Annotated in this window: 19 protein-coding genes and 1 pseudogene; 7 read left to right on the top strand and 13 right to left on the bottom strand. The window is 70.1% G+C overall.

Annotation, left to right across the window (positions count from 1 at the left end; all coding sequences use genetic code 11):
• The first annotated feature begins 31 nt into the window (after positions 1-31).
• Positions 32-784: a bifunctional 2-polyprenyl-6-hydroxyphenol methylase/3-demethylubiquinol 3-O-methyltransferase UbiG gene (locus LVQ62_RS02860; protein ID WP_233764665.1), complete on the top strand. Its 753-nt coding sequence runs from the start codon at positions 32-34 to the stop codon at positions 782-784.
• 139 nt (positions 785-923) lie between these two features.
• On the top strand, positions 924-1,841 hold the full coding sequence (locus LVQ62_RS02855; RefSeq protein ID WP_233764663.1) for an SGNH/GDSL hydrolase family protein: 918 nt from the start codon (positions 924-926) through the stop codon (positions 1,839-1,841).
• Between the two features lie 58 nt (positions 1,842-1,899).
• Here the strand turns inward: LVQ62_RS02855 and LVQ62_RS02850 are convergent, their stop codons facing one another.
• Complete coding sequence (locus tag LVQ62_RS02850) at positions 1,900-2,430, bottom strand: helix-turn-helix transcriptional regulator (RefSeq protein WP_233764657.1); 531 nt, start codon at positions 2,428-2,430, stop codon at positions 1,900-1,902.
• Positions 2,431-2,522: 92 nt separating this feature from the next.
• Positions 2,523-3,716 carry a xylose isomerase gene (gene xylA, locus LVQ62_RS02845; RefSeq protein WP_233764655.1) on the bottom strand — a complete coding sequence of 398 codons (1,194 nt, stop codon included), beginning with the start codon at positions 3,714-3,716 and terminating at the stop codon, positions 2,523-2,525.
• A gap of 361 nt (positions 3,717-4,077) precedes the next feature.
• Between xylA and LVQ62_RS02840 the strand changes: the two genes are divergently transcribed.
• From LVQ62_RS02840 to LVQ62_RS17700, 5 genes are all read left to right on the top strand, one after another.
• Positions 4,078-5,238: a sugar ABC transporter substrate-binding protein gene (locus LVQ62_RS02840; RefSeq protein WP_233764636.1), complete on the top strand. Its 1,161-nt coding sequence runs from the start codon at positions 4,078-4,080 to the stop codon at positions 5,236-5,238.
• A 206-nt stretch (positions 5,239-5,444) separates the two neighbouring features.
• Positions 5,445-6,164 carry an ATP-binding cassette domain-containing protein gene (locus tag LVQ62_RS02835; protein ID WP_233764634.1) on the top strand — a complete coding sequence of 240 codons (720 nt, stop codon included), beginning with the start codon at positions 5,445-5,447 and terminating at the stop codon, positions 6,162-6,164.
• Entirely contained in the window at positions 6,161-7,585 is a 1,425-nt protein-coding gene (locus LVQ62_RS02830) for a sugar ABC transporter permease (protein ID WP_233764632.1), read from the top strand. Before LVQ62_RS02835 ends, LVQ62_RS02830 begins: the two co-directional genes overlap by 4 nt.
• Positions 7,586-7,606: 21 nt before the next feature.
• Entirely contained in the window at positions 7,607-8,935 is a 1,329-nt protein-coding gene (locus tag LVQ62_RS02825) for an ROK family transcriptional regulator (protein WP_233764622.1), read from the top strand.
• Positions 8,936-9,056: 121 nt separating this feature from the next.
• A complete protein-coding gene (locus LVQ62_RS17700) occupies positions 9,057-10,604 on the top strand; it encodes a TrmH family RNA methyltransferase (protein WP_370639663.1) in 1,548 nt (515 codons plus the stop codon).
• A 13-nt stretch (positions 10,605-10,617) separates the two neighbouring features.
• On the opposite strand, the gene LVQ62_RS02810 is transcribed toward LVQ62_RS17700, so the two are convergent.
• The 11 genes and pseudogenes from LVQ62_RS02810 to bioB all read right to left on the bottom strand — a co-directional run bounded on the left by LVQ62_RS02810 (position 10,618) and on the right by bioB (position 21,199).
• Positions 10,618-10,899, bottom strand: coding sequence for a metal-sensitive transcriptional regulator (locus tag LVQ62_RS02810; protein ID WP_208051045.1), 282 nt, complete (start codon positions 10,897-10,899; stop codon positions 10,618-10,620).
• Positions 10,900-11,097: 198 nt separating this feature from the next.
• A complete protein-coding gene (gene purB, locus LVQ62_RS02805; RefSeq protein ID WP_233764619.1) occupies positions 11,098-12,510 on the bottom strand; it encodes an adenylosuccinate lyase in 1,413 nt (470 codons plus the stop codon).
• Between the two features lie 60 nt (positions 12,511-12,570).
• Positions 12,571-13,356: a VOC family protein gene (locus LVQ62_RS02800; RefSeq protein ID WP_233764608.1), complete on the bottom strand. Its 786-nt coding sequence runs from the start codon at positions 13,354-13,356 to the stop codon at positions 12,571-12,573.
• Between the two features lie 112 nt (positions 13,357-13,468).
• Positions 13,469-14,119, bottom strand: coding sequence for a class F sortase (locus tag LVQ62_RS02795; protein WP_233764606.1), 651 nt, complete (start codon positions 14,117-14,119; stop codon positions 13,469-13,471).
• A complete protein-coding gene (locus tag LVQ62_RS02790; RefSeq protein ID WP_233764604.1) occupies positions 14,116-14,802 on the bottom strand; it encodes a DUF4142 domain-containing protein in 687 nt (228 codons plus the stop codon). The genes LVQ62_RS02795 and LVQ62_RS02790 overlap by 4 nt, the downstream gene beginning before the upstream one ends.
• A 29-nt stretch (positions 14,803-14,831) precedes the next feature.
• Positions 14,832-15,293, bottom strand: a complete 462-nt coding sequence (locus tag LVQ62_RS02785) for a hypothetical protein (RefSeq protein WP_233764602.1) — start codon at positions 15,291-15,293, stop codon at positions 14,832-14,834.
• 270 nt (positions 15,294-15,563) lie between these two features.
• Complete coding sequence (gene bioD / locus LVQ62_RS02780) at positions 15,564-16,259, bottom strand: dethiobiotin synthase (RefSeq protein ID WP_233764600.1); 696 nt, start codon at positions 16,257-16,259, stop codon at positions 15,564-15,566.
• A complete protein-coding gene (locus LVQ62_RS02775; RefSeq protein WP_233764590.1) occupies positions 16,256-17,374 on the bottom strand; it encodes an 8-amino-7-oxononanoate synthase in 1,119 nt (372 codons plus the stop codon). The genes bioD and LVQ62_RS02775 overlap by 4 nt, the downstream gene beginning before the upstream one ends.
• Complete coding sequence (locus tag LVQ62_RS02770; RefSeq protein WP_233764588.1) at positions 17,371-18,687, bottom strand: adenosylmethionine--8-amino-7-oxononanoate transaminase; 1,317 nt, start codon at positions 18,685-18,687, stop codon at positions 17,371-17,373. Before LVQ62_RS02770 ends, LVQ62_RS02775 begins: the two co-directional genes overlap by 4 nt.
• Positions 18,688-18,852: 165 nt before the next feature.
• Positions 18,853-19,719: a DUF4282 domain-containing protein gene (locus LVQ62_RS02765; protein ID WP_233764579.1), complete on the bottom strand. Its 867-nt coding sequence runs from the start codon at positions 19,717-19,719 to the stop codon at positions 18,853-18,855.
• 461 nt (positions 19,720-20,180) lie between these two features.
• A pseudogene (gene bioB, locus LVQ62_RS02760) lies at positions 20,181-21,199 on the bottom strand (biotin synthase BioB).
• Between the last annotated feature and the right edge of the window lie 112 nt (positions 21,200-21,311).

Genomic DNA, 21,311 nt, shown 5'->3' with positions numbered 1-21,311 from the left:
CGGTGTCGGAGGGTCCGAGCACACTGGACCGGTGGCGTCGTTCGGTGAGGTCGAGGGAGTCTGGGTCGAGCGACTCGGCGGGCTGCGCAACGCCGTCCGGCAGCACCTGATCGAAGAGCAGCTCGCAGCGCATCTGTACGGGCTCGGCACCGCGCTCGACGTCGGATGCGGTCAGGGGACCCAGGCGATCCACCTCGCGGACGCCGGTCTGGCCGTCACCGGCGTCGATCCCTCGCCGGCTCTCCTCCGACGGTTCCGGGAGGACGCGCAGTCGCGGGGACACACGGTCCGTGCTCTGCGAGGCGACGTGGAGCATCTCGCGCAGGTGCTGGGCGGGGAGCGCTTCGATCTCGTGTGTGCCCACGGTCTGCTGATGTACGTGCCGGATGCGCGCGAGACAGTGGGCGTACTTGCGGACCGTGCCCAGGAGGGCGGTGTGGTCTCCTTCAGCGTCCGCAACGGTGACGCGCTCGCGTTCCGACCGGGCATCCGCGGAGACTGGGCGGGCGCTCTCGACGCGTTCGACGCGACGTCGTACGTCAACGAGCTCGGCGCGACCGCGCGTGCACACACCCTGACCGAGGCCCGCCGGTGGTGCGCCGACGTGGGGCTGGAGATCATCGCGTGGTACGGCGTTCGCGTGTTCACCGACGCCGTCGGCGCCACCACCGCGGTCGATCCCGAGGCGCTGGACTCGTGCCTGCGCGCCGAGACGGAGGCAGGGTGCCGTGACCCGTACCGGGCGCTGGCAGCACAGCTGCACGTGGTCTCGCGGCGCCGATGAGTAGCCGCTCGGTACGCGCCGAGCGGGCCATTGCCTGGTGTGTGGGTGCTTGCTACGTTGCGATGCGGGCGTCTCGAGCGCCTACTGGCCCGGGGCACGCGGTCAGGAACGATTTCTCAGACGGTCATCGGAGATCTTCATGCGTCGCACCACCAGTGTCCTCACTGCCACCATGTTCGCCGCCGCGATGGGAGTCGTCGCCGCCGGACCCGCCTCCGCGTCGGCAGCCCCGGCATGGGGGCACCGCCACCATCACGCGGTCAAGACCTCCCCGTACGTCGCGCTCGGCGACAGCTACTCCTCGGCGGCCGGCGTCCAGCCGTCCGTGGTGGGATCCCCGCCCGTCTGCAGCCGCTCGACCCTGAACTACGCCCATGACATCGCCGCGGTCACCAAGCCGACCTCGTTCACCGACGTCACGTGCAGCGGCGCGAAGACCTCGGACTTCTACTCCTCCCAGTCGGCCGGCGTCGCCCCGCAACTCGACGCGGTCACGAACAAGACCCGCCTGGTCACCATGACCATCGGCGGCAACGACGAGGACGTGTTCGTCGACTCGTTCTTCGGTTGTGCCGCCATTTCCTCCACGGACATCACGGGCAACCCCTGCCAGAAGAAGTACGGATCCACGTTCACCGACGAGATCGTCAACCAGACCTACCCGCACCTGGTGGCGGCACTTCGTGCGGTGCACCAGAAGGCCCCGCACGCCACGGTCGCGATCATCGGCTACCCCGAGATCCTGCCCACGACCGGCTCATTGGCCTGCTACCCGTCGATGCCGATCTCGCTGGGCGACGTCCCCTGGCTGCACCACCAGCAGGACGTGCTGAACAGCGTCGTACGGCGCGCTGCCTGGAAGACCGGGTCGCGGTTCATCGACATGGCGCCCAGTTCCACGGGGCATGACGCCTGCCAGCCCGAGAGCAAGCGGTGGATCGAGCCCGCGGTCGGCCCCGTCAATGCCTTCCCGGTGCACCCGAACGCCGTGGGCGAAGCGGCCATGGCACGTCAGACGTTGCTGCAGTTGGGCATTCGCGCCCACGCGGTTCGTTAACCCGCCACTGACCGATCCCGGGGCCGATCACAGCGCTGATCGGCCCCGGGATCGTCCATCACCACCGGGCGGAGTGGACGAACGCCGCCGCCGGTCTGCCCAACCACTGCGTCACGCGCATCACGAGTGCCAGGTCGGCCTGACGCGCGGACCGCAGGTTGGTCAGCCGTGCGGGGGTGCATCCGATCTGCTCCGCCAGTTGTGCCCACGTCAGCCCCCGCTCGCGGCGCGCGTCGTTCAAGGCCGTGTGCAGCCGGGGCAGGTCCCACCGCAGTCTGTGGTCCGGGCCCGGCTCGGGCAGGCGGGTGTCGCCGACGTCCACGACCGGACCGGTCAGGAACGCCTCGGGAGCCTCGTCGAGCCAGCGCAGCATGAACAGCGCGTACTGGCAGGAGGTCTCCCCCCGCGCCCCCAGCCGGGACACCGCGCCACCGCAGAGGGGGTGGTCGTCCTCCCGCTCGGCGTTCAGGTCCGAGGACTGCTCCCACAGTTCGCCCGCGAACTCATACCAGTCCAGACCCCGCTCGCGCCGCTTCGCGTCGAAGGCGGCCACGAACTGCGGGAAGTCGAAAACGGGCAGCACCGTCATCTCAGCAATCTAGCGACCGGCACCCACGTCCACCACCGGATCGCGCGGCCCCACAGGTCGCGAACGTGACGGGGATGGACGTGGGTCGGGGGTCAGTCCGAGGAGACGCCGAGCAGGTGCTCCACGGCCAGCCGCTGGATACGTGCGAAGCCGTAGCCCCGGGTGGCCGCGGCGTCGCGGTCGAAGCCCTCGTACGAGGCGTCGTCGCTCACGAGCATCTCCCAGGTCTCGTCCTTGTTCAGCGTCGGCTGAGCGAGCTCGGCAACCTCGGACGCCGCCAGGGCTTCCTGGACCTTCGGGCTGGCCCGGAACGCCTTGGACCGCTCGCGCAGCTCGAGGTAGAGCTCCATGTTGGCCAGCGCCGACTCCCAGACGCCGTCCATGTCCTCGGTGCGCAGCGGCTTGTAATCGAAGTGGCGGTCACCGTTGTACGTCGGGCTGCCGCCTGGCGCGCCGTTCTCGAGCAGATCCACGGTGGAGAACGCCTGCAGCAGGTCGCCGTACCCGAAGACCATGTCCTGGTCGTAGCGCGGACCCTTCTGACCGTTGAGGTCGATGTGGAAGAGCTTGTCCTGCCACAGCGCCTGCGCGATCCCGTGGGTGTAGTTGAGGCTGGCCATCTGCTCGTGGCCGGTCTCGGGGTTGATCCCGACCATGTCGGCGTGTTCGAGCTGGGAGATGAACGCCAGCGCGTGTCCGATCGTGGGGAGCAGGATGTCGCCGCGGGGCTCGTTGGGCTTGGGTTCGATGGCGAACCGCATCCCGTACCCCTTGTCGATGGAGTACTGAGCGAGCAGGTCGATGCCCTCGCGGTAGCGGTCCAGGGCGGAGCGGACGTCCTTGGCGAAGTCGACCTCGGAGCCTTCCCGGCCACCCCAGAACACGTAGATCTCGGCTCCCAGTTCCGCAGCGAGATCCATGTTGCGCATCACCTTGCGCAGCGCGTAGCGGCGCACCGAACGGTCGTTGCTGGTGAAGCCGCCGTCCTTGAAGATCGGGTCGCCGAAGAGGTTCGTGGTCGCCATCGGGACGACCATGCCGGTGTCGGCGAGGGCCTGCTTGAACTCGGCGACGATGCGGTCCCGCTCGGCGGTCGAGCTGCCCGGCGGGATCAGGTCGTCGTCGTGGAAGGTGATGCCGTACGCGCCCAGCTCGGTGAGTTTGTGGACCGCCTCGACTCCGGCGAGCACCGGCCGGGTGGCTTCACCGAAGAGATCGCGGGCCTGCCACCCCACGGTCCACAGCCCGAAGCTGAACTTGTCCTCGCGGGTAGGGATGAGTGCCATACATAACTCCCATGCGTCGGTGTGCGGATGCAGTTCGGTCCGGTTCGTCCTGGCGTCCGATCCGGGGCGTCAGACCCGGGTCGTCGCGCCGCGAAAGTTCACTGGCGGATCGCGCCCACAGCTTGCTTTCAGCCACTGAACACGGCGTTCAGGCGAGGTGGCGACGGTGTACGACGTCGCCACCTACCGTTGCACAACGAGGGCGATCTGTGGCGCAGGTCACAGGTCGGTCACGCTTCCGCGGGGATGCTTCCAGTGCCGACACTACGGCCATATGTTGTGCGGCGTTACATCAGCGTGTCGACCGGAGCGGCCGGCGCGTTCAGACAACCGCGAAAGGGCGGGATCTATGCGCAAAGGCATGAACATCCTCATCGCCGCAGGGGCTGTGGGGACCATGGCTCTCACCGGCTGTGGCAGCTCGAGCAAGGGCGGCGGCAGCAGCTCCAGCGCTGCCGGCACGAGCTCGTCGAGTTCGTCGAGCTCGTCGTCGTCCTCAGGTTCCTCCAGCTCGGCAGCTGGTGGCGGCGGCACGTTCGACGGCAAGGGGGCCAAGGTCGGCATCATCCTGCCGGACACCACCTCCTCGCCGCGCTGGATCACCGCCGATCCCACGGCGTTGAAGGCGGACTGCAAGGCCGACAACCTGAACTGCGACATCCAGAACGCCAACGGCTCCGCCGCGACGATGAAGACCATCGCCAACGGCATGCTGGCGAACAAGGTCAAGGTCCTGATGATCGTCAACCTCGACCCGGCCTCCGGCGCGGCGATCGAGCAGCAGGCCAAGAAGAACGGCGTCCTGACGGTCGACTACGACCGGCTCACCCCCGGTGGCGGCGCGTCGCTCTACATCTCCTTCGACAACGTCAAGGTCGGTGTCGCGCAGGGCACGGCCCTCACGCAGTGCTCGCAGGTCAAGGGCAAGAGCTCCGTGCAGTACGCCCAGATCGACGGTGCGTCGACGGACAACAACGCCACGCTGTTCCGCCAGGGATACGAGAGCGTCCTCGGCAAGACCAAGGGCTGGACCAAGGTCGCCGAGCAGGACGGCAACTGGGACGCCCCGACCGCGGGTCGTGAGTTCAGCACCATGCTCGCCGCCCACCCGGGCATCAAGGCCGTCATGGTCGCCAACGACACGATGGCCGGCGCCGTCATCACGGACCTGAAGAACTCCCACCTGAGTGGCCAGGTCGCCGTCTCCGGGCAGGACGCTTCGGCGGCCGGTCTGCAGCGCGTCATGGACGGCTCGCAGTGCTTCACCATCTACAAGCCGACCACCGAGGAGGCCGGCCCGGCCATCAACGCGATCGCGCAGCTGGTGACCGGCAAGGTCCCGACCACCACGGCGACCGTCGAGGACCCGTCCACCAAGGCGAAGGTGCCGTCGATCCTGGCGACGCCGATCGTGATCACCAAGGCGAACGTGGCGCGGCCGATCAACGACGGCTACGTTCCGAAGAACACGGTGTGCACCGGCAGCTTCGCCGCCATGTGCACCTCTAACGGCGTCAAGTGACGCCCCGCGCCAGTAGCTCCTGCGGACTGGCGCACTGAAGGTCCAGCGTCCGGGCCGGTCGGCATCTCGCCGGCCGGCCCGGAGGCGGACGCAACCGGGTCGTGCCCCTTCGGCAGCCGCCCGGCACCCATCGAACCGGAGGTAACGCCGCAGTGCCCGATCAGCCACTACTGCAATTGCGCAGTGTCAACAAAAGCTTCGGTCCGGTGCACGTCCTCCAGGACGTCGACTTCGAGGCCCGCGCGGGTGAGGTCACGGCTCTGGTCGGCGACAACGGAGCCGGCAAGTCCACGTTGGTGAAGTGCATCAGTGGCACCTACACCATCGATTCCGGCGAGTACTCCTTCGACGGTGCGTCGACCAACATCCACACCCCCCGTGACGCGTCGGCGCTCGGGATCGAGATCGTCTACCAGGACCTGGCGCTGTGCGACAACCTGGACATCGTGCAGAACATGTTCCTGGGTCGTGAACGGGTGCAGAAGGCGGTCCTGGACGAGAACTCCATGGAGCACGCCGCCGAGGAGACGCTCGCGTCGCTGTCGGTGCGCACGGTGAAGTCGGTGCGCCAGCGGGTCTCCAGCCTCTCCGGTGGCCAGCGCCAGACGGTCGCCATCGCCAAGGCGGTGCTCTGGAACTCCAAGCTCGTCGTGCTCGACGAGCCGACCGCGGCGCTGGGCGTCGCGCAGACGGCGCAGGTCCTCGCACTGGTGCGCCGGCTGGCGGACCGTGGCCTGGCCGTGGTCCTGATCTCGCACAACATGCTCGACGTGCTGGAGGTCTCCGACCGGATCGCCACGCTGTACCTGGGCAAGATGGCCGCGATGGTCGAGCGCTCCCAGGTCAACCAGACGCAGCTGGTCGAACTCATCACCACCGGCAAGACCGCTGGCGTGCCGGCGATGACCACGGGAGTCGCAGAATGAACGACATCAACAAGCCCCCTGCCTCGGTGGACACCGACGCGAACGGCACCGACGGCACCGAGGGCGCAGAAGGTACGACCGGCGCCAGCCGCAACGTCGCCGCGCCGAAGGCCGGCTCGCTGGAGGCTGTGGCCACGACGGTGCCGACCGGCAACAGCGTGTCGGCGTACGTCACCAACTACGTGCAACGGCTGCGCGGCGGCGAGATGGGCTCCCTGCCCGCCGTCACCGGGCTCGTCCTGCTCGTCATCGTCTTCAGCATCCTGCAGCCGACCTTCAAGGGCCTGTTCAACCTCGGCAACATGCTGACGGAGGGCGCCGGACCCATCTTCATCGCGATGGGTCTGGTCTTCGTCCTGCTGCTCGGTGAGATCGACCTGTCCGCGGGGTTCGCCGCGGGCGTCTGCGCCACGGTGATGGTGCGCCTCATGGTGGGGTACCACGCGCCCTGGCCGGTCTCCATCGGCGCCGCGATCATCACCGGCGTCATCATCGGTCTCCTGATCGGCTTCCTGCGCGCCAAGGTGCGCATCCCGTCGTTCGTCGTCACCCTCGCGTTCTTCCTGGCGTTCCAGGGTGTGGCGCTCTACATCGCCAACAACGGCAAGGGTCAGAAGGGCGACATCACGATCACCGACTCGGTGGTCAACGGTTTCGACGGCAACCAGATGCCGATCTGGGCGGGCTGGCTGCTCGCGGTCCTCATCGTGGGTGGGTACGCCGCGGTGAAGTTCCTCGCCCAGAACGGTCGACGCCGCCAGGGTCTCAACACCGAGCCCATCGCGGTCATCGCCTTCAAGGTCGGTGCGATCGCGGTCGGCACGTTCCTCGCCGTCTACGCGCTCAACCAGAACCGGTCGATCAACCAGGCGGCCGGTTTCAAGACGGTCGACGGCAAGCTCGTCAAGGTGGCTGCGCAGGAGCTCTCCGGAGTCCCGTGGGTCGTCCCGATCATCATCGCGTTCTTCGTGGTGTGGACATTCGTGCTGAGCCGCACCCGGTACGGCCGTCACGTGTACGCCGTCGGCGGCAACGAGGAGGCCGCCCGACGGGCCGGTATCCCCGTGGACCGGATCCGCATCTCGGTGTTCGTCCTGTGTTCGGCCATGGCCGCCATCGGCGGCATCATGATCGGCTCGAACGTGCAGTCGGTGAGTGTCGCGAACTACGGCGGCAACACCCTGCTGTTGGCGGTGGGTGCGGCCGTGATCGGTGGCACGAGCCTCTTCGGCGGCAAGGGACGCATGATCGACGCCATCGTCGGTGGTGCCGTCGTCGAGGTCATCTACAACGGCATGTCCAACCTCGTGAAGGGCACGAACAGTGCGGCCGTGCAGTACATCGTGACCGGAGTGGTGCTCATGTTGGCCGCCGCCGTCGACGCTCTGTCCCGTCGTCGGGCGGGTTCCTCCGGACTGTGACCTCCTGGCGGGGGAGGAGTGATGGCACGACAGATCTCATCCGGCCACCAGTCCATCCGAAGTCACAACCTGCGCATCGTCCTGTCCGAGATCCACCGCCGCGGGCGTCTGTCGCGCGCCGAGCTGACGCGCGTGACGGGGTTCAACCGCAGCACGATCAAGGTGCTGGTCGCGCAGCTCGAGGAGCTGGGGCTGGTGTCGGAGTACGCACCCGCCGCGCGCGGCACGGCGGGTCGGCCCTCACCGATCGTCGGACCGCGCACCGACGGCCCGTACGCCGTGGCGGTCGACGTCGCCGTGAGTCACCTCACGGTGGCGGCGGTCGCCCTCGGCGGGCGGGTGCTGGCACGGCACTCCATCGATCTGGCCGACGTCATCGCGCCGGAGGAGATCGTCGCGGAGGTGGTCGCGGGCGTGGGTGCCCTGGCCGACAGCATCCCCGGACAGAGCTGGCTGATCGGCGTCGGGGTGAGCGTGCCGGGGACGGTACGACGGCGCGACTCGCGGATCCTGGCGGCCCCCAACCTGCACTGGGACGACGTCGACCTGGTGGGGATGCTGCAGGTCGCATTCGGCGATGACATCCCGATCCATCTGGGCAACGACGCCAACCTCGGCGTCGTGGCCGAACACCTGCGTGGGGTCGCGCGCGACGTCGACGATGTCGCCTACCTCATCGCACGGGTGGGTGTCGGGGCGGGATTTCTCGTCGACGGTGTGCCGCTCCTCGGCGCGCACGGCCTGGCAGGCGAGATCGGCCACATCGTCGTACAGCCGGGAGGGCCGCTGTGCTACTGCGGCAACCAGGGGTGTTTCGAGCAGGTCGTCGGTGAGCGTGCGCTCTTCGCCCGTGCCGGCCTCTCCGGTCAGACGTCGGCATTCGGCATCGGCGAGGTCATGAAGGATGCCGACGACGGCAACGTCTTCGCCCAGACCGCGATCGACGACGTGTGCCAGTGGTTGGCCGTCGGGCTGGCGAGCATCTCCCACCTGGTCAATCCGCAGCTCATCGTCATCGGAGGCTCCCTCAGCCGGCTCCTGGACGAGCGGCAGGAGGATCTGCAGTCCTCCCTCGATACGTTGATGGCCAGAGCACCCGGTGAACCGGCGCGCGTGTGCCTCGGGGGACTGGGCGAGGACGCGACCCTGCTGGGGGCGGCGGAGCTGGTCTTCACCGATCTGCTGGAGGCTCCGCTGGCGACGGCATCGGCACACCGCGGCCAGACCGAGGTGCTGGGCGGCCTCGATGCCGTCCCACTCCGGGAGTCGCGCGGTCGGAGCCGCCATGCACGGCCCGCGGTCAGAGCCGGTGAAGGACGAGCCGGCCGGCAGTCGTCGCCAGCGGGATGAGGACCAGGCCGCCGACACCGATCACGAGTCCGTGTGCGCCGGTCCCAGGCGGCCGGGGCGGTCGACCCCCGTTCGCGGCAGGTGGCGCGGCCGGTCCCGTGACGACCGTAGGGTCGTCGTCGTGTCCGAACTCCTGATCACCTCGCCGTCCAACCCGCGGCTCAAGGACGTCGTCGCACTGCGCAAGCGGCGGCGGCGCGACGAGCTCGGCCTCACGCTGATCGAGGGGTACGACGAGTTGCGGCTCGCGGTCGACGCCGGGGTGGTGCCCCGTCAGCTGCTGTACTGCCCCGAGCTCGCGTCCGCCGGCGCCGAGGTGGCACAGCTCGTGCGGGAGTCCGGCGAGCGCGGAGCGCAGATCGCCCGGCTGAACCGCGCGGCGTTCGAGAAGATCGCCTACCGCGAGGGCGCGGACGGCATCGTGGCCGTCGCCGCACTCGCTGGGACCGCGCTGGACGACGTTGCGACCGAGGATGATTCGTTGATCCTGCTCGCAGAGGGTGTCGAGAAGCCGGGCAATCTCGGCGCCATGCTGCGCACGGCCGACGCCGCCGGCGTGGACGCCGTCGTCTCGGCCGACCCGGTGACCGACTGGGGCAACCCCAACGTCGTACGCGCCTCGAAGGGCACTGTCTTCGCGGTGCCCGTGGCGACGGCGCCCACCGCGGAGACGCTGGCGTGGCTGCGCGCCCGCGGCGTGCGGCTGGTCGCGGCCACCCCCGACACCCGCACGTCGTACACCGACGTCGATCTCACCGGCGCCGTCGCGATCGCCGTCGGCACCGAGAAGGAGGGCCTGACCGGCTCGGTGCTCGACGCAGCCGACGAGCGGGTCGCCATCCCGATGTCCGGTACGGCCAACTCCCTCAACGTCGCCACCTCTGCGGCGATCCTGCTGTACGAGGCCGTCCGCCAGCGCCGCTCGGCCGCCCCGCACACCCCCGCTGAGAGCGCCGGAGCCGCTATCCCACACCCAGCTTGGAGCCACCTGGCAGCGGGTGGCACGATGCTCAGCATGCGAGTCGACCATGTGGTGTACGCCGCCGCTGCAGACGGATTGATCTCCACCGCGAAGCGGGTCGGGGCCCTTCTCGGAGTCGAACCCAACGACGGTGGGATCCACCCTCGGTTCGGCACCCGCAACATGATCATTCCTCTCAAGGACGACCGGTTCGTCGAGGTCGTGGAGGTGCTCGACCACCCCGCATCGGACAAGGCGCCCTTCGGCCAGGCCGTGCGCGCGTGCTCCGAGGCGGGGGGCGGATGGCTCGCCTGGGTCGTGCGGGTCAACGACATCGGCATCGCCGAGGGACTGGTCGGTCGCGCCGCGGCGCCCGGCAACCGGCACCGTCCCGACGGGGTCGAGTTGTCCTGGAAGCAGCTCGGCGTCAAGGGCCTCACCTCCGACGCCCAGGTGCCCTACTTCATCCAGTGGGCCGACGGGGTGCCGCACCCCTCCGGCGACGGTCCGACCGAGGCCAGCCTGACCCGTCTGCAGATCGGCGGGTCTCCGGTGCGGGTGCGCGACTGGCTCGGACTCAACGGCGAGCCCGGTGTCGATCGCGACGAGTGGGAGCCCGGCATCACCTTCGACTTCGCCGCCCCGCACGGCACGCCCGGCCTGATCTCGGTGAGCTTCGAGACCGCTGACGGCCCCGTCACCATCTGACCGGGCGCGTCGCTCAGCTCTTCACGAGCCGGGCGATCGCCGCCGACGCCTCGGCGACCTTGTCGTGGGCGGCCTCCTCGGACTCCCGCGCGGCATCGACCACGCAGTGTGCGATGTGGTCCTCGAGCAGCCCCAGGCTCACCGACTGCAACGCCTTGGTGATCGCGCTGACCTGGGTGAGCACGTCGATGCAGTAGGTGTCCTCCTGGACCATCCGCTGGATGCCCCGGACCTGTCCCTCCACCCGGCGCAGCCGGGTGAGGTAGTCCTGCTTGCTGCCTGAATAGCCGGCCATCTCGACCAATCCTCTAGCTGTCGCGGTGCTGCTGGTGTCGCCCCAGGGTACCCTCCGGGGGTATCACCCGGACGGTGTGGGCGGGTCGTTCGGGGCCGAGCGGGCCATTACGAGCTGGGCGGGGCGCGCGGGCGGGTCGTTCGGGGCCGAGCGGGCCATTACGAGGTCCGCAGCAGGAGCGTGCCGGTCGCCCGGCGGTCAGCGCCCGAGGAAGTCGACCAGCTGCGGTGCGAGGCCGACGTACGACGCGGGCGTCAGCGCAAGCATCCGTTCCTGCACCTCCGGCGGGAAGCCGAGCCCGCGCACGAACTCGCGCAGGTCGTCGCCGGTGATCCGGCGCCCGCGGGTGAGTTCCTTGAGGCGCTCGTAGGGCTGATCCATCCCCTCGACGCCGGCCGCTCCCAGCGCGCGCATCGCGGACTGGATCGCCTCGCCGAGCACCTCCCAGTTGCGGTCGAGGTCGGCGGCCATCGCGGCGGGGACGTCGTCGAGCCCGGCGAGGCCGCGGCCCGCGTTGTCCAACGCCAGCATCGAGTGGCCGAACGCCGTGCCGATGTTGCGCTGCATCGAGGAGTCGGTCAGGTCGCGCTGCAGGCGCGACTGCACGAGGGTCGCGGCGAGGACGTCGAGCAGCGCGTTGCTGACCTCGAGATTGGCCTCGGCGTTCTCGAACCGGATGGGGTTGACCTTGTGCGGCATCGTGCTCGACCCGACCGTGCCCTGGCCGCGCACCTGGGCGAAGTAGCCCATCGAGATATAGGTCCAGAAGTCGGTGCACAGGTTGTGCAGCACCCGGTTGAAGCGCGCGACGTCGGCGTAGAGCTCGGCCTGCCAGTCGTGGCTCTCGATCTGCGTGGTGAGCGGGTTCCACTGCAGGCCCAGCGATTCCACGAAGTCGCGGCTGACAGAGATCCAGTCGGTGCCGGGAACGGCGGCGGTGTGTGCGCCGTACGTGCCGGTCGCTCCGTTGATCTTGCCGAGGTATTCGGCGCCCTCGATGCGGCGCAGCTGCCGGCCCAGGCGGTGGGCGAGGACGGCGATCTCCTTGCCCATCGTGGTGGGCGTGGCGGGCTGGCCGTGGGTGTGCGCGAGCAGCGGCACGTCGGCGAGCTCGCGCGCCATGTCGGCCACCTGCTCGACCAGGCGCGCGGCCTTCGGGGCCCACACGCCGGTGACCGCGCCCTGCACCATCAGCGCGTACGACAGGTTGTTGATGTCCTCGCTGGTGCAGGCGAAGTGGATCAGCTCCGAGAGCGCGGGCGCGTCCTGCTCACCGACGATCGCTGGCAGGCGGCGCTTGAGGTAGTACTCGACTGCCTTGACGTCGTGCACGGTCTCGCGCTCGATCTCGGCGAGCTCCTCGATGTCGGCGAGGTCGAAGTCCTGCGGGATCGCGCGCAGCTGAGCCTGCTCGGCCTCGGTCAGAGCGCGGACGCCGGGCACGGCGCCGACCGTGGTGAGGTGGATCAGCCACTCCACCTCGACGTGCACGCGTTGCCGGTTCAGCGCCGGCTCCGAGAGGTGGTCGACCAGTGCGGAGACGACTCCGCGGTACCGGCCGTCGAGGGCGCCGAGGGCGATCGGCGGGGTGGCGGAGGCGAGCGAACGCATGGCGATCATCCTCTCAGCCCGCCGTCGTACCCGACGAATCGCCGAGTGTGACGGCGCGTGTCAGTCGGTGACCTGCACGACGGTGAAGACCTCGCCGTGCTTGCCCTGCAGCAGCGCCTCGGGCCCCATCGGGGAGTCGCTGGTCATCAGCACCTGCGCGCCGAGGCTCTGCGCGATCTGCGCGGAGGAGTCGCGGTCGCTCACCGCGAAGTGCACCAGCCAGTTGGCCGGGACGTCGTCGGCCAGCTGGTCGGCCTGGTGGAACCCGGCCACCTCCGCGCCGCCTGGCAGCTTCGCGATGCTGAGGTCGGGCGCGCGGTCCTCGAAGGTGTAGCCGAAGACCTCGCCGTAGAAGGCCTTGGCCCCGGCCAGATCCCGGGTCAGCAGGGTGTGCCACACGACCGCGTCGGGCTCCGCCACGATGCCGAAGCCCTTGTGGGTGCCCGCCTGCCAGAGCGCGAAGTAGGCGCCGGTGGGGTCGGTGCAGAACGCCAGCCGCCCGAGGTCGCCCGCCTCGGCCGGCGGGACGTGCACGATGCCGCCGGCCCGCTGCACCGCCTGCGCGGCCTCCTCGATGTCGTCGGTGGCGAGGTAGGTCAGCCATGACGGGCGCTCACCCTCGGCCAGCATCGGTGAGAGCCCGGCCGCGGCGCGCTCGTCCTTGAAGCACGTCACGTAGGCCGCGCTCCCGGCGCCGCCGCTGCCCGAGACGCCTTCTTCCGTACGCCAACCGAAGAGCTTCTCGTAGAAGTCGCGGGCATGGGTCATGCCGCGGTGCTCCGGCTCGAAGGAGCACTCCGCCCAGCAGGGGCTGCCGACCGGCCAGTTGACGTCTCGCACGGGCATCGGGAGTGCTCCTTCGCAGGGTGGGCCCACCGCTGGCGGGCGGACTCGACCGACCCTACCGACCCGGCGAACCGGCCCGCCGTACGCATCGACGGGCCGGTTCGCGGTCGCGTCAGCTCACCGGGCTCGCAAGCACCACGATGTTGTCGACGTAGTGGTGGATGGCGCGGTCGAACGGTCCGCCGCAGGTGACGACGGCCAGTGTCCCCGGCGCGGTCGGGCTGAAGAGGCTCGCCGGCAGGCCACCGGACTTCTTCAGGACCCGACGGGTCGTGACCCGATAGGTGTACTCGTGGCCGTTCGCGGCCCGTAGGACGATCGTGGCCCCCGCTCGGAGGTCCTGCAGGCGGAACAACGTGCCGGGTCCCTGCGCCGCGGTGTCGACATGACCGTCGAGCACCGTGGTGCCCATCGGCGACCCGGCGAGCGCGCTCGCCTGCCACCACCCGACCACGTGCGGATCCTGAGGTACGACGAGCGAGTTCGCGCCGTCCAGCGCCACGTTCGTCAGCGGTGCGGAGACGCGCAGCGACGGGATCGTGATCCGCACCGGGGCAGCCGGGGGCACCGCGTCGTGCACCGGGGCGATCCCCGGTGCAGGACGCGGTGTCGCGCTCACCGGACCGGGCAGCGTCCCGGTCGAGGACGCCACCGATCCGAAATCGCGCGGGACCGCGTTCGCCGGATGCTGCGAGAGCGCGACGCCCCCGGCGCCGATCGCGGCGGCGAGCAGCCCGACCCCGAGCGTCAGCAGCGGTCTCACCGCAGCGCACGCCTCCTGCGGTCGGCGTACACAGCGCCTCCGCCGAGCAGCGCCAGACCGACGGCGCCGGCGGTCCAGCCCAGCCGCAGATCGGTGCCCCCGTTGGTGGCGGCCTGCCCACCCGAGCCGGCCTGCACGCTGCCGGGCCCGCTGCCGGAGGAGGACGCCAGGTCTGCCTGCGCCATCCGCAGGTGCATCTGCGCGACCGGAAGGTAGCCGCGCGCGTAGCTCACGACGGTTGCGCTGGAGCCGGTCCTGATCTCGGTGTCGGTCCCGGCGATCGACGTCTCGTGTCCGGCGACCTGGTCACGCAGATAGAGCTGGTCGAACGAGGACCCCGTCAGTCCCTTCAGCTGGGCTGCCTGGGCCTGCTGCATGGCGTTCGGCGCGCTCGGCAGCGGCAGGCCGAGGTTCGCGGCGACCGTCGTCAGCTTGGCCTTGGCGGCCATGTGGTCCGACATCGTCTTCTGCGCGAGGGTGCGCACGGCGGCCGACGACGAATGCGTCATCGCCAGCTGGCCGATGGCGATCTCGGCGAGGTTGACCTGTTCGTTGGCCGTGACGAAGGTCTTGTCGGCCGTGCTCGGCGATGTCGCCGCGAAGGCGGTGGCAGGAAGGCAGGTCGCCGCGACGGCGAGTGACGCCCCGGCGAGTGTGATGTAACGGGTGCGATGCATCGACATGATCAGACTCCTACGTGTGAGAATGGAATTCAGACATCGAGCAGGCCGCGTAGGCCGCGTTGTTGTTCGCCCTGCTGGGCTCCGAGCACGACGAGCACCCCGGTCAGTGCAGGGATGACCCACTGCACGATCGCGAGCTGCTTCTGCGCGGAGGCGAGTTCCTTCGACGCGGACGACGACGGTTCGGTCGCGCCGGCGCCTCCCTCGTGCGCGTGCTTGCCGATCTTGGTGCCGAGATAGCCGGAGTAGCCGGTCGCGCCCATCGCGGCGACCGTGAGGACGGTCTTCACGACCGTGTTCGCCTGCGCGCCGGAGTCGTGGGCGACCCGCGAGCGGTTGCCGGCGATCAGGCCGAGCCCGCCGAGGGTGTGCACGCCGGCAGCGGCGATCTGGACCGGCGTCCAGCGAGCCCACCCGAGGGTGGACAGCCGTAGCCGTTCGGAGGGGTCCTTGGCCTTCGCGGTCGCACCGTTGAGGCCCACAGCTCCCATCAGAGATCCTCCGAACCAGGTGGCAAGGGAGAGATCGTGCGCTGATCGAGACAGGAGGTTGGTTCCTTGGGACACGGGATTTCACTTTTCTGTTGTCGGCTGGTGCGGATGTGGTGGCGATCTGACCGCCGCCACCACTGCGTTTACCCCCGTGGGGGCAGGCTTATGCAGCCGATCGGCACGTTAGTGTGCTGCGCTACTCATTAATGACGAGCGCTGCACATTAAATCCGTAGGGCCAGCCCGGGCCGAGCGCACCGATCGGTGGCTCCTAGAGCACCAGCCAGTCGGCGGCGGCGCGGCGGAACGCCCGGGGCTCCAGGCGTGAGGCGCCAGCCGGGATGGTGCCGATCCACCGGTCGTCGGCCAGGTCGCGCAGCTGGTCCAGGTTGGTCTCGGCCGCCAGATCCGGTGTTTCGGACAGGGATCCCACGATCAGCCCGACGAGATCCAGGCCGCGGGCCTCCAGGGCTTCGAGGGTGAGCGCGGTGTGGTTGAGGGTGCCGAGGCCGGCGCGTACGACGATCGCGAACCCCGCGCGGACCCCGTCGCGCCCCAGCGCGGTCGCGAGATCGGCGAGGGTGCCGCCGTCGGCGTCCAGCCGCACCAGGAGTCCGCCGGCGCCCTCGACGAGCACCACGTCGTACTCGCCGCTGCGGGCCAGGTCGGCGACCCGGGCGGCGTGCTCGGCGACGGTCGGCAGGGAGACACCGGCGCGCCGCGCCGCGATGTCGGGCGCGAGCGGTTCGGGAAGACGCACGTACTCGCGCACGTCGACGTCGGTCAGCCGGGCGACCTCGTCGGCGTCACCGGGCTCACCGGGAGCCAGCCCGGTCTGGGTGGGCTTGACCGCGACCACGCGTTGGCCGTGACCGGTCAGCGCTGCTGCGATCGCGGCGGTGGCGATGGTCTTGCCGATCTCGGTGTCGGTGCCGCTGATGCAGATGACCGGGCAGGGGTTGCTCACCGGGAGACCGTGCGCAGCACCCGCGCGCAGTGCTCGACGTCCTTGGCCGAGAGACCGGCGTGGGCGGTCAGCCGCAGCCGGGAACTGCCGTCGGGCGTCGATGGCGGGCGGAAGCATCCGATGCGCACGCCGTGCGCCGCGCACACGTCGACCGCCGCCAGTGCCTCCCGCGGGCCGGGCATGGCGACGGACAGGACGGCGCCCGCCGGTGTGGGGACGCCGCACGCCGCGGCCAGCTCGCCCATGATCTCGCGGACCTCCTTGGCCAGGGAGGGTCGCTCGACCAGCACGTCGAGAGCCCCGAGCGCGGCGCCCGCGGACACCGGTGCCAGGCCGGTGTCGTAGATGAAGGGCCGCGCGGTGTTGATCAGGTGGCTGCGCACCAGGTCCGATCCGAGCACCGCGCCACCCTGGGACGACAGCGCCTTGGCCAGGCTGACCGTCACCACGATGTGCGGTGCGCCTGCGAGTCCGAGCGAGGCGACCCGACCCTCGCCGTGGTCACCCACCACCCCGAGGCCGTGCGCCTCGTCGACGACCAGGAGCGCGTCGTACCGGGCGGCCAGATCGGCGAGCTCGGCCACCGGGGAGGTGTCGCCGAAGACCGAGTAGATCGACTCGATCACGATGACGGCGCGGGCCTGCGTGCGCTCCTGCAGGGCGCGTTCGTACGCCGCCAGGTCACCGTGCGGGACGACCTCGACGGCCGCCCGGGACAGGCGCGCCCCGTCGATGATCGAGGCGTGGTTGTGCGCGTCGGAGACGATCAGGGTGTCGTCGTCGGCGAGCGCGGTCATGGCCGCGAGGTTGGCCTGGTAGCCGGTGGAGAAGACGAGCGCCGACTCCATCTGCAGGTGTTCTGCCAGGGCGGTCTCGAGGTCCTCGTGGATGGGCCAGGTGCCGGTCACCAGGCGGGATGCCCCGGCTCCGGATCCGAAGTACTCCAGGGCTGCTACCGCCGCGTCGATCACCGCCGGATCGCGGCGCAGGCCCAGGTAGTCGTTGCCCGCGAGGTCGATCGCCTGGTGGCCCACACCGGCGACCACCCGACGCGTCAGCCCCGCCGCATCACGCTCCGCAGCCTGGGACTGCAGGTATTGCTCGAATGTGCTCATCCATGCACCTGTTCCACTGCGGAGACCATCGCCCCGCCGATGGTTTCGATGGCATCAGCATCGCTCACGAGGGGTGGCATCGCATAGACCAGGTCGCGGAAAGGTCGCAGCCACACGCCCTGCTCCAGCGCGACCCGCGTGACCGCCTCGGTGTCGACGGGGGAGTGCAGCTGAATGACGCCGACGGCTCCGATGGCGCGTACGTCGCGCACGCTCGCGAGCGCCCGCGCCGGCTCCAGCGCACCGCGCAGCTCCGCCTCGATCTGCCGGGCGCGGCCGATGCGGGTCGGCGTCACCAGGTCCATGCTGGCCGACGCGATCGCGCAGGCCAGCGGGTTGCCCGTGAACGTCGGCCCGTGCATGAGCGCACCGGCCTCCCCGCCGCTGACCGCCCGGGCGACGTCCGCGGTGCATAGGACCGCGGCCAGCGTGAGGTAGCCGCCGGTGAGCGCCTTGCCGACGCACAGGATGTCCGGCACGACCTCGACCTGGTCAGCGGCCCACATCGTCCCGAGCCGGCCGAAACCGGTGGCGATCTCGTCGAAGATCACCAGCGCACCGTGGTCGCGCGCCAGCGCGGCCAGGAACCGGACCGCGCGCGGTGGGTAGATGCGCATGCCGCCCGCGCCCTGCAGGACCGGCTCGAGCACGACCGCCGCGATGTCGGGTGCGTGCTCCTCGTAGAGCCGGCGGGTGGCGCTCTCCCACTCGTCGTAGGTCGCATCGTCACCGTCGAGCCCGGCCGGCGGCAGGGGCGCGAAGACCTGCTCGGGGAGCACGCCGGTGAAGAGGCGGTGCATGCCGCCGACGGGGTCGCACACGCTCATCGGGGCCAGCGTGTCGCCGTGGTAACCGCCGCGGATGGTGAACATCTTGCGCCGGGGCCGACCGCCGGTCAGATGCGCCTGCCACGCCATCTTCAGGGCGACCTCGACGCTGACGGAGCCGGAGTCGGCCAGGAAGACGTGCTCCAGCCGGGCCTGCCCGTCGAATGCCGGAGCTCGCTCGAGCAGCTTGCGCGCCAGGGTGATCGCCGGCTCGTGCGTGAGTCCGCCGAACATCACGTGGCTCATCCGGCCGAGCTGCTGCTGGGCCGCCGCGTCGAGCTCGGGCACGGCGTACCCGTGGATCGCGCACCACCACGAGGACATGCCGTCGATGACCTCGCGGCGGGTGCCATCGGTGTCCCGCAACGTCAGGCGGATCCCGCTCGCGGACTCCACCAGGCGGGTCGGCGCGGGCTCGGTGACCGAGGAGTACGGGTGCCAGAGGTGGTTACGGTCGTAGGACAGCAGCTGCGACGGGTCGGACACCCCCGCATCCAATCAGCCGGCTGGGCTCGTTCCGAAATGCGCACTCCTGCCAGCCGGTAGACCTCGAACGTCGAGCGGAGGGGTCCGGCGACGAGCGGAGGGGCCGAAGCCCCTCCACTCCCGCGCGAACCCCTCCGCTCGACGAGAAAGTGATGCAGGTGGTGCTCAGTCCTTGGTGCGCCCGGCGATCCGGGAGACGTGCACCGCGAGCTCGAGCAGCAGCCGGGTCACACCGACGGTGAGCACGAGCGCCACCAGGTCGGTGAGCGTGTGGATCAGCGCCGAACCGGTGCTCATGTGCTTGATCGAGACACCGTTGCCGACGCCCTGACTGCCGAAGTTGTAGACCAGGTTGGACAGGAAGTGCAGCACCGCCCAGACGATCGTCACCAGGAAGATCAGCGAGGCGATGCGCTCGGTCAGCGACTTCTTGAACTGCAGGTCGCTGAAGAGCGCGCCGACGCCGTCACCGGCACCGCCGACGACCTGGCTGACCTGCGCCTGCGGGCTGTTGGGGTCGCGCGGCTGACCGCTCTGACGGCCCCAGCCGCGGCCCTTCGAGCCGGACTGGTCGGACTGGCCCTGCTGTCCCTGCTGTCCGGCCTGTCCCGGCTGGCTCGCGCCGTACGCCGGAGACTGCTGCCCGTAACCGCCCTGCTGGCCCTGCTGACCCCAGCCCTGCTGGCCCTGCGCGTCGGAGGGTGCCTGCTGGCCGTAGCTGGACTGGCCGTAGCCGCCCTGCTGGCCAAAACCGGAGTCGGACTGGCCCTGCTGGCCGTAGCCGGAATCGGACTGGCTCTGCTGGCCCTGCTGCCCGTAGCCACCGGCCGGCTGTCCGTATCCGGACGGCTCCTGGCCGCTCGGCTGGCTGTAGCCCTGCTGGTCACCGGCGGTGTATCCCTGCTCGCCGGCTGACGACGGACCCGAGTCGGCGGAGCCCGCGACGTCGGCGGCTTCACTGCCCTGGGCCGGCGATGCGCCGTGCGCGCCGTCCTCCTGGGGGCCGCCGGGACCGCCTGCGTGGCGTCCCATCCGGTGTTCTGCGCGTCGTACGGCGTGTCGGACTGTTCGTCCTGCTCCCAGCCTTGGCCGAGACTTCCGCCCTGCTGGTATCCGCCGGAGTGTTCCCCGGACCTACCTTCGCCGTTCGTCGGCTGTGACATGCGGACCTCCTTGGGTCGTGTGCTGGGCCCATCGTCGTGGGTTTGAGCGGGGATTGCCAGCAACGTCGGCGCCCGGCGCGGCACGTTCGCCGTGCCGGGAGCACTCGGCGCTCCAACCGGTGGGCGTCACCTGCACCTTCATCCGCCGTGCGCACACCGCGCAGAACCGCGGAGGTTCCAGCTCGAGCGCGCGCTCGCAGGCCGGGTGCGGACCGCCCTCGTCCGGAGCGCCGCAGTGCCCGCAGTACGCCGCCGGCGTGCCCTGATCGGGCGCATCCGGCGCGCCGCGATCGGCAGCATCGGATGCGCCCGTGGTGTCGGCGGGACGGTTCACAGCGTCGCGTTGAGCGCCTTGATCGGCATCTGCAGCTCGTCCAGCAGCGCCAGGTCCTCGCGCGGGTCGCGGCCCAGGGTGGTCAGGTAGTTGCCGACGATGACGGCGTTGATGCCGCCGAGCAGCCCGTCGCGGGTGCCGAGGTCGCCGAGGGTGAGCTCACGGCCGCCGGCGTACCGCAGGATCGTGCGCGGCAGTGCGAGCCGGAACGCCGCGATCGTGCGCAGCGCGTCCGAGGAGCCCATCGGCTCCAGGTCGCCGAACGGCGTACCGGGGCGCGGGTTGAGGAAGTTCAGCGGCACCTCGTGCGGCTCCAGTTCCGCCAGCTGCGAGGCCAGTTCGGCGCGCTGCTCGATGGTCTCGCCCATCCCGACGAGGCCGCCGCAGCACAGCTCCATGCCGGACTCCTTCACCATCGTGCAGGTGTCCCAGCGCTCCTCGTAGGAGTGCGTGGTGACGACCTTGGTGAAGTAGGAGCGCGCGGCCTCGAGGTTGTGGTTGTAGCGGTGCACGCCCATGTCGACGAGGTCGTCGACCTGCTCCTGGCTGAGCATGCCGAGCGAGGCGGCCACCTCGATGTCGACGGCCTCCTTGATGGCCTTGACGCCCTCGCGCATCTGGCTCATCAGCTTCGCGTCGGGTCCGCGGACGGCGGCCACGATGCAGAACTCGCTGGCGCCGGTGGCGGCGGTCTGCTCGGCGGCGCGCACCAGCTCGGGGATGTTGAGCCACACCGAGCGCACGGGGAGGTGAACTGGCCGGACTGGCTGCAGAAGTGGCAGTCCTCGGGGCATCCGCCGGTCTTGAGGGAGACGATGCCCTCGACCTCGACCTCCTCGCCGTTGTACTTCAGGCGCACCTCGTGGGCCAGGGCGAGCAGGTCGGGCAGCAGGTCGTCGGGAGAGTTCAGCACGGCGACGATGTCGTCGTACCCGAGGGCCTCGCCCCGGTCGAGGACGACCTCACGGGCGCGGTCCAGGACGGTGGTGTCGCGGGGGGTGGTCGTCGAAGTCATGGACGCGATTGTGCTGCATGGCCGGACCCGTGAAACGGCGTGGTCGCGTACGCACCGGTACAGGCAGCACCACCGAACGCGTGACAGTCGTCACGATTCTCCCGTGGGGGCT

This window comes from Allobranchiibius sp. GilTou73, assembly GCF_021391335.1.
Taxonomy (GTDB): Bacteria; Actinomycetota; Actinomycetes; order Actinomycetales; family Dermatophilaceae; genus Allobranchiibius; species Allobranchiibius huperziae.
The sequence above is the reverse complement of the archived record's forward strand: the minus strand, read 5'-3'. Positions and strand labels throughout refer to the sequence as shown.

Bases quoted from the DNA above. Each gene is read 5' to 3' on its own strand.
- LVQ62_RS02765 (WP_233764579.1), bottom strand. From the start codon at position 19,719: ATGGGACGCCACGCAGGCGGTCCCGGCGGCCCCCAGGAGGACGGCGCG.
- LVQ62_RS02785 (WP_233764602.1), bottom strand. From the start codon at position 15,293: ATGGGAGCTGTGGGCCTCAACGGTGCGACCGCGAAGGCCAAGGACCCC.
- LVQ62_RS02775 (WP_233764590.1), bottom strand. From the start codon at position 17,374: ATGAGCACATTCGAGCAATACCTGCAGTCCCAGGCTGCGGAGCGTGAT.
- LVQ62_RS02850 (WP_233764657.1), bottom strand. From the start codon at position 2,430: ATGACGGTGCTGCCCGTTTTCGACTTCCCGCAGTTCGTGGCCGCCTTC.
- LVQ62_RS02800 (WP_233764608.1), bottom strand. From the start codon at position 13,356: ATGCCCGTGCGAGACGTCAACTGGCCGGTCGGCAGCCCCTGCTGGGCG.
- LVQ62_RS02855 (WP_233764663.1), top strand. From the start codon at position 924: ATGCGTCGCACCACCAGTGTCCTCACTGCCACCATGTTCGCCGCCGCG.
- LVQ62_RS02810 (WP_208051045.1), bottom strand. From the start codon at position 10,899: ATGGCCGGCTATTCAGGCAGCAAGCAGGACTACCTCACCCGGCTGCGC.
- LVQ62_RS02790 (WP_233764604.1), bottom strand. From the start codon at position 14,802: ATGTCGATGCATCGCACCCGTTACATCACACTCGCCGGGGCGTCACTC.
- LVQ62_RS02825 (WP_233764622.1), top strand. From the start codon at position 7,607: ATGGCACGACAGATCTCATCCGGCCACCAGTCCATCCGAAGTCACAAC.
- xylA (WP_233764655.1), bottom strand. From the start codon at position 3,716: ATGGCACTCATCCCTACCCGCGAGGACAAGTTCAGCTTCGGGCTGTGG.
- LVQ62_RS02830 (WP_233764632.1), top strand. From the start codon at position 6,161: ATGAACGACATCAACAAGCCCCCTGCCTCGGTGGACACCGACGCGAAC.
- purB (WP_233764619.1), bottom strand. From the start codon at position 12,510: ATGCGTTCGCTCGCCTCCGCCACCCCGCCGATCGCCCTCGGCGCCCTC.
- LVQ62_RS02840 (WP_233764636.1), top strand. From the start codon at position 4,078: ATGAACATCCTCATCGCCGCAGGGGCTGTGGGGACCATGGCTCTCACC.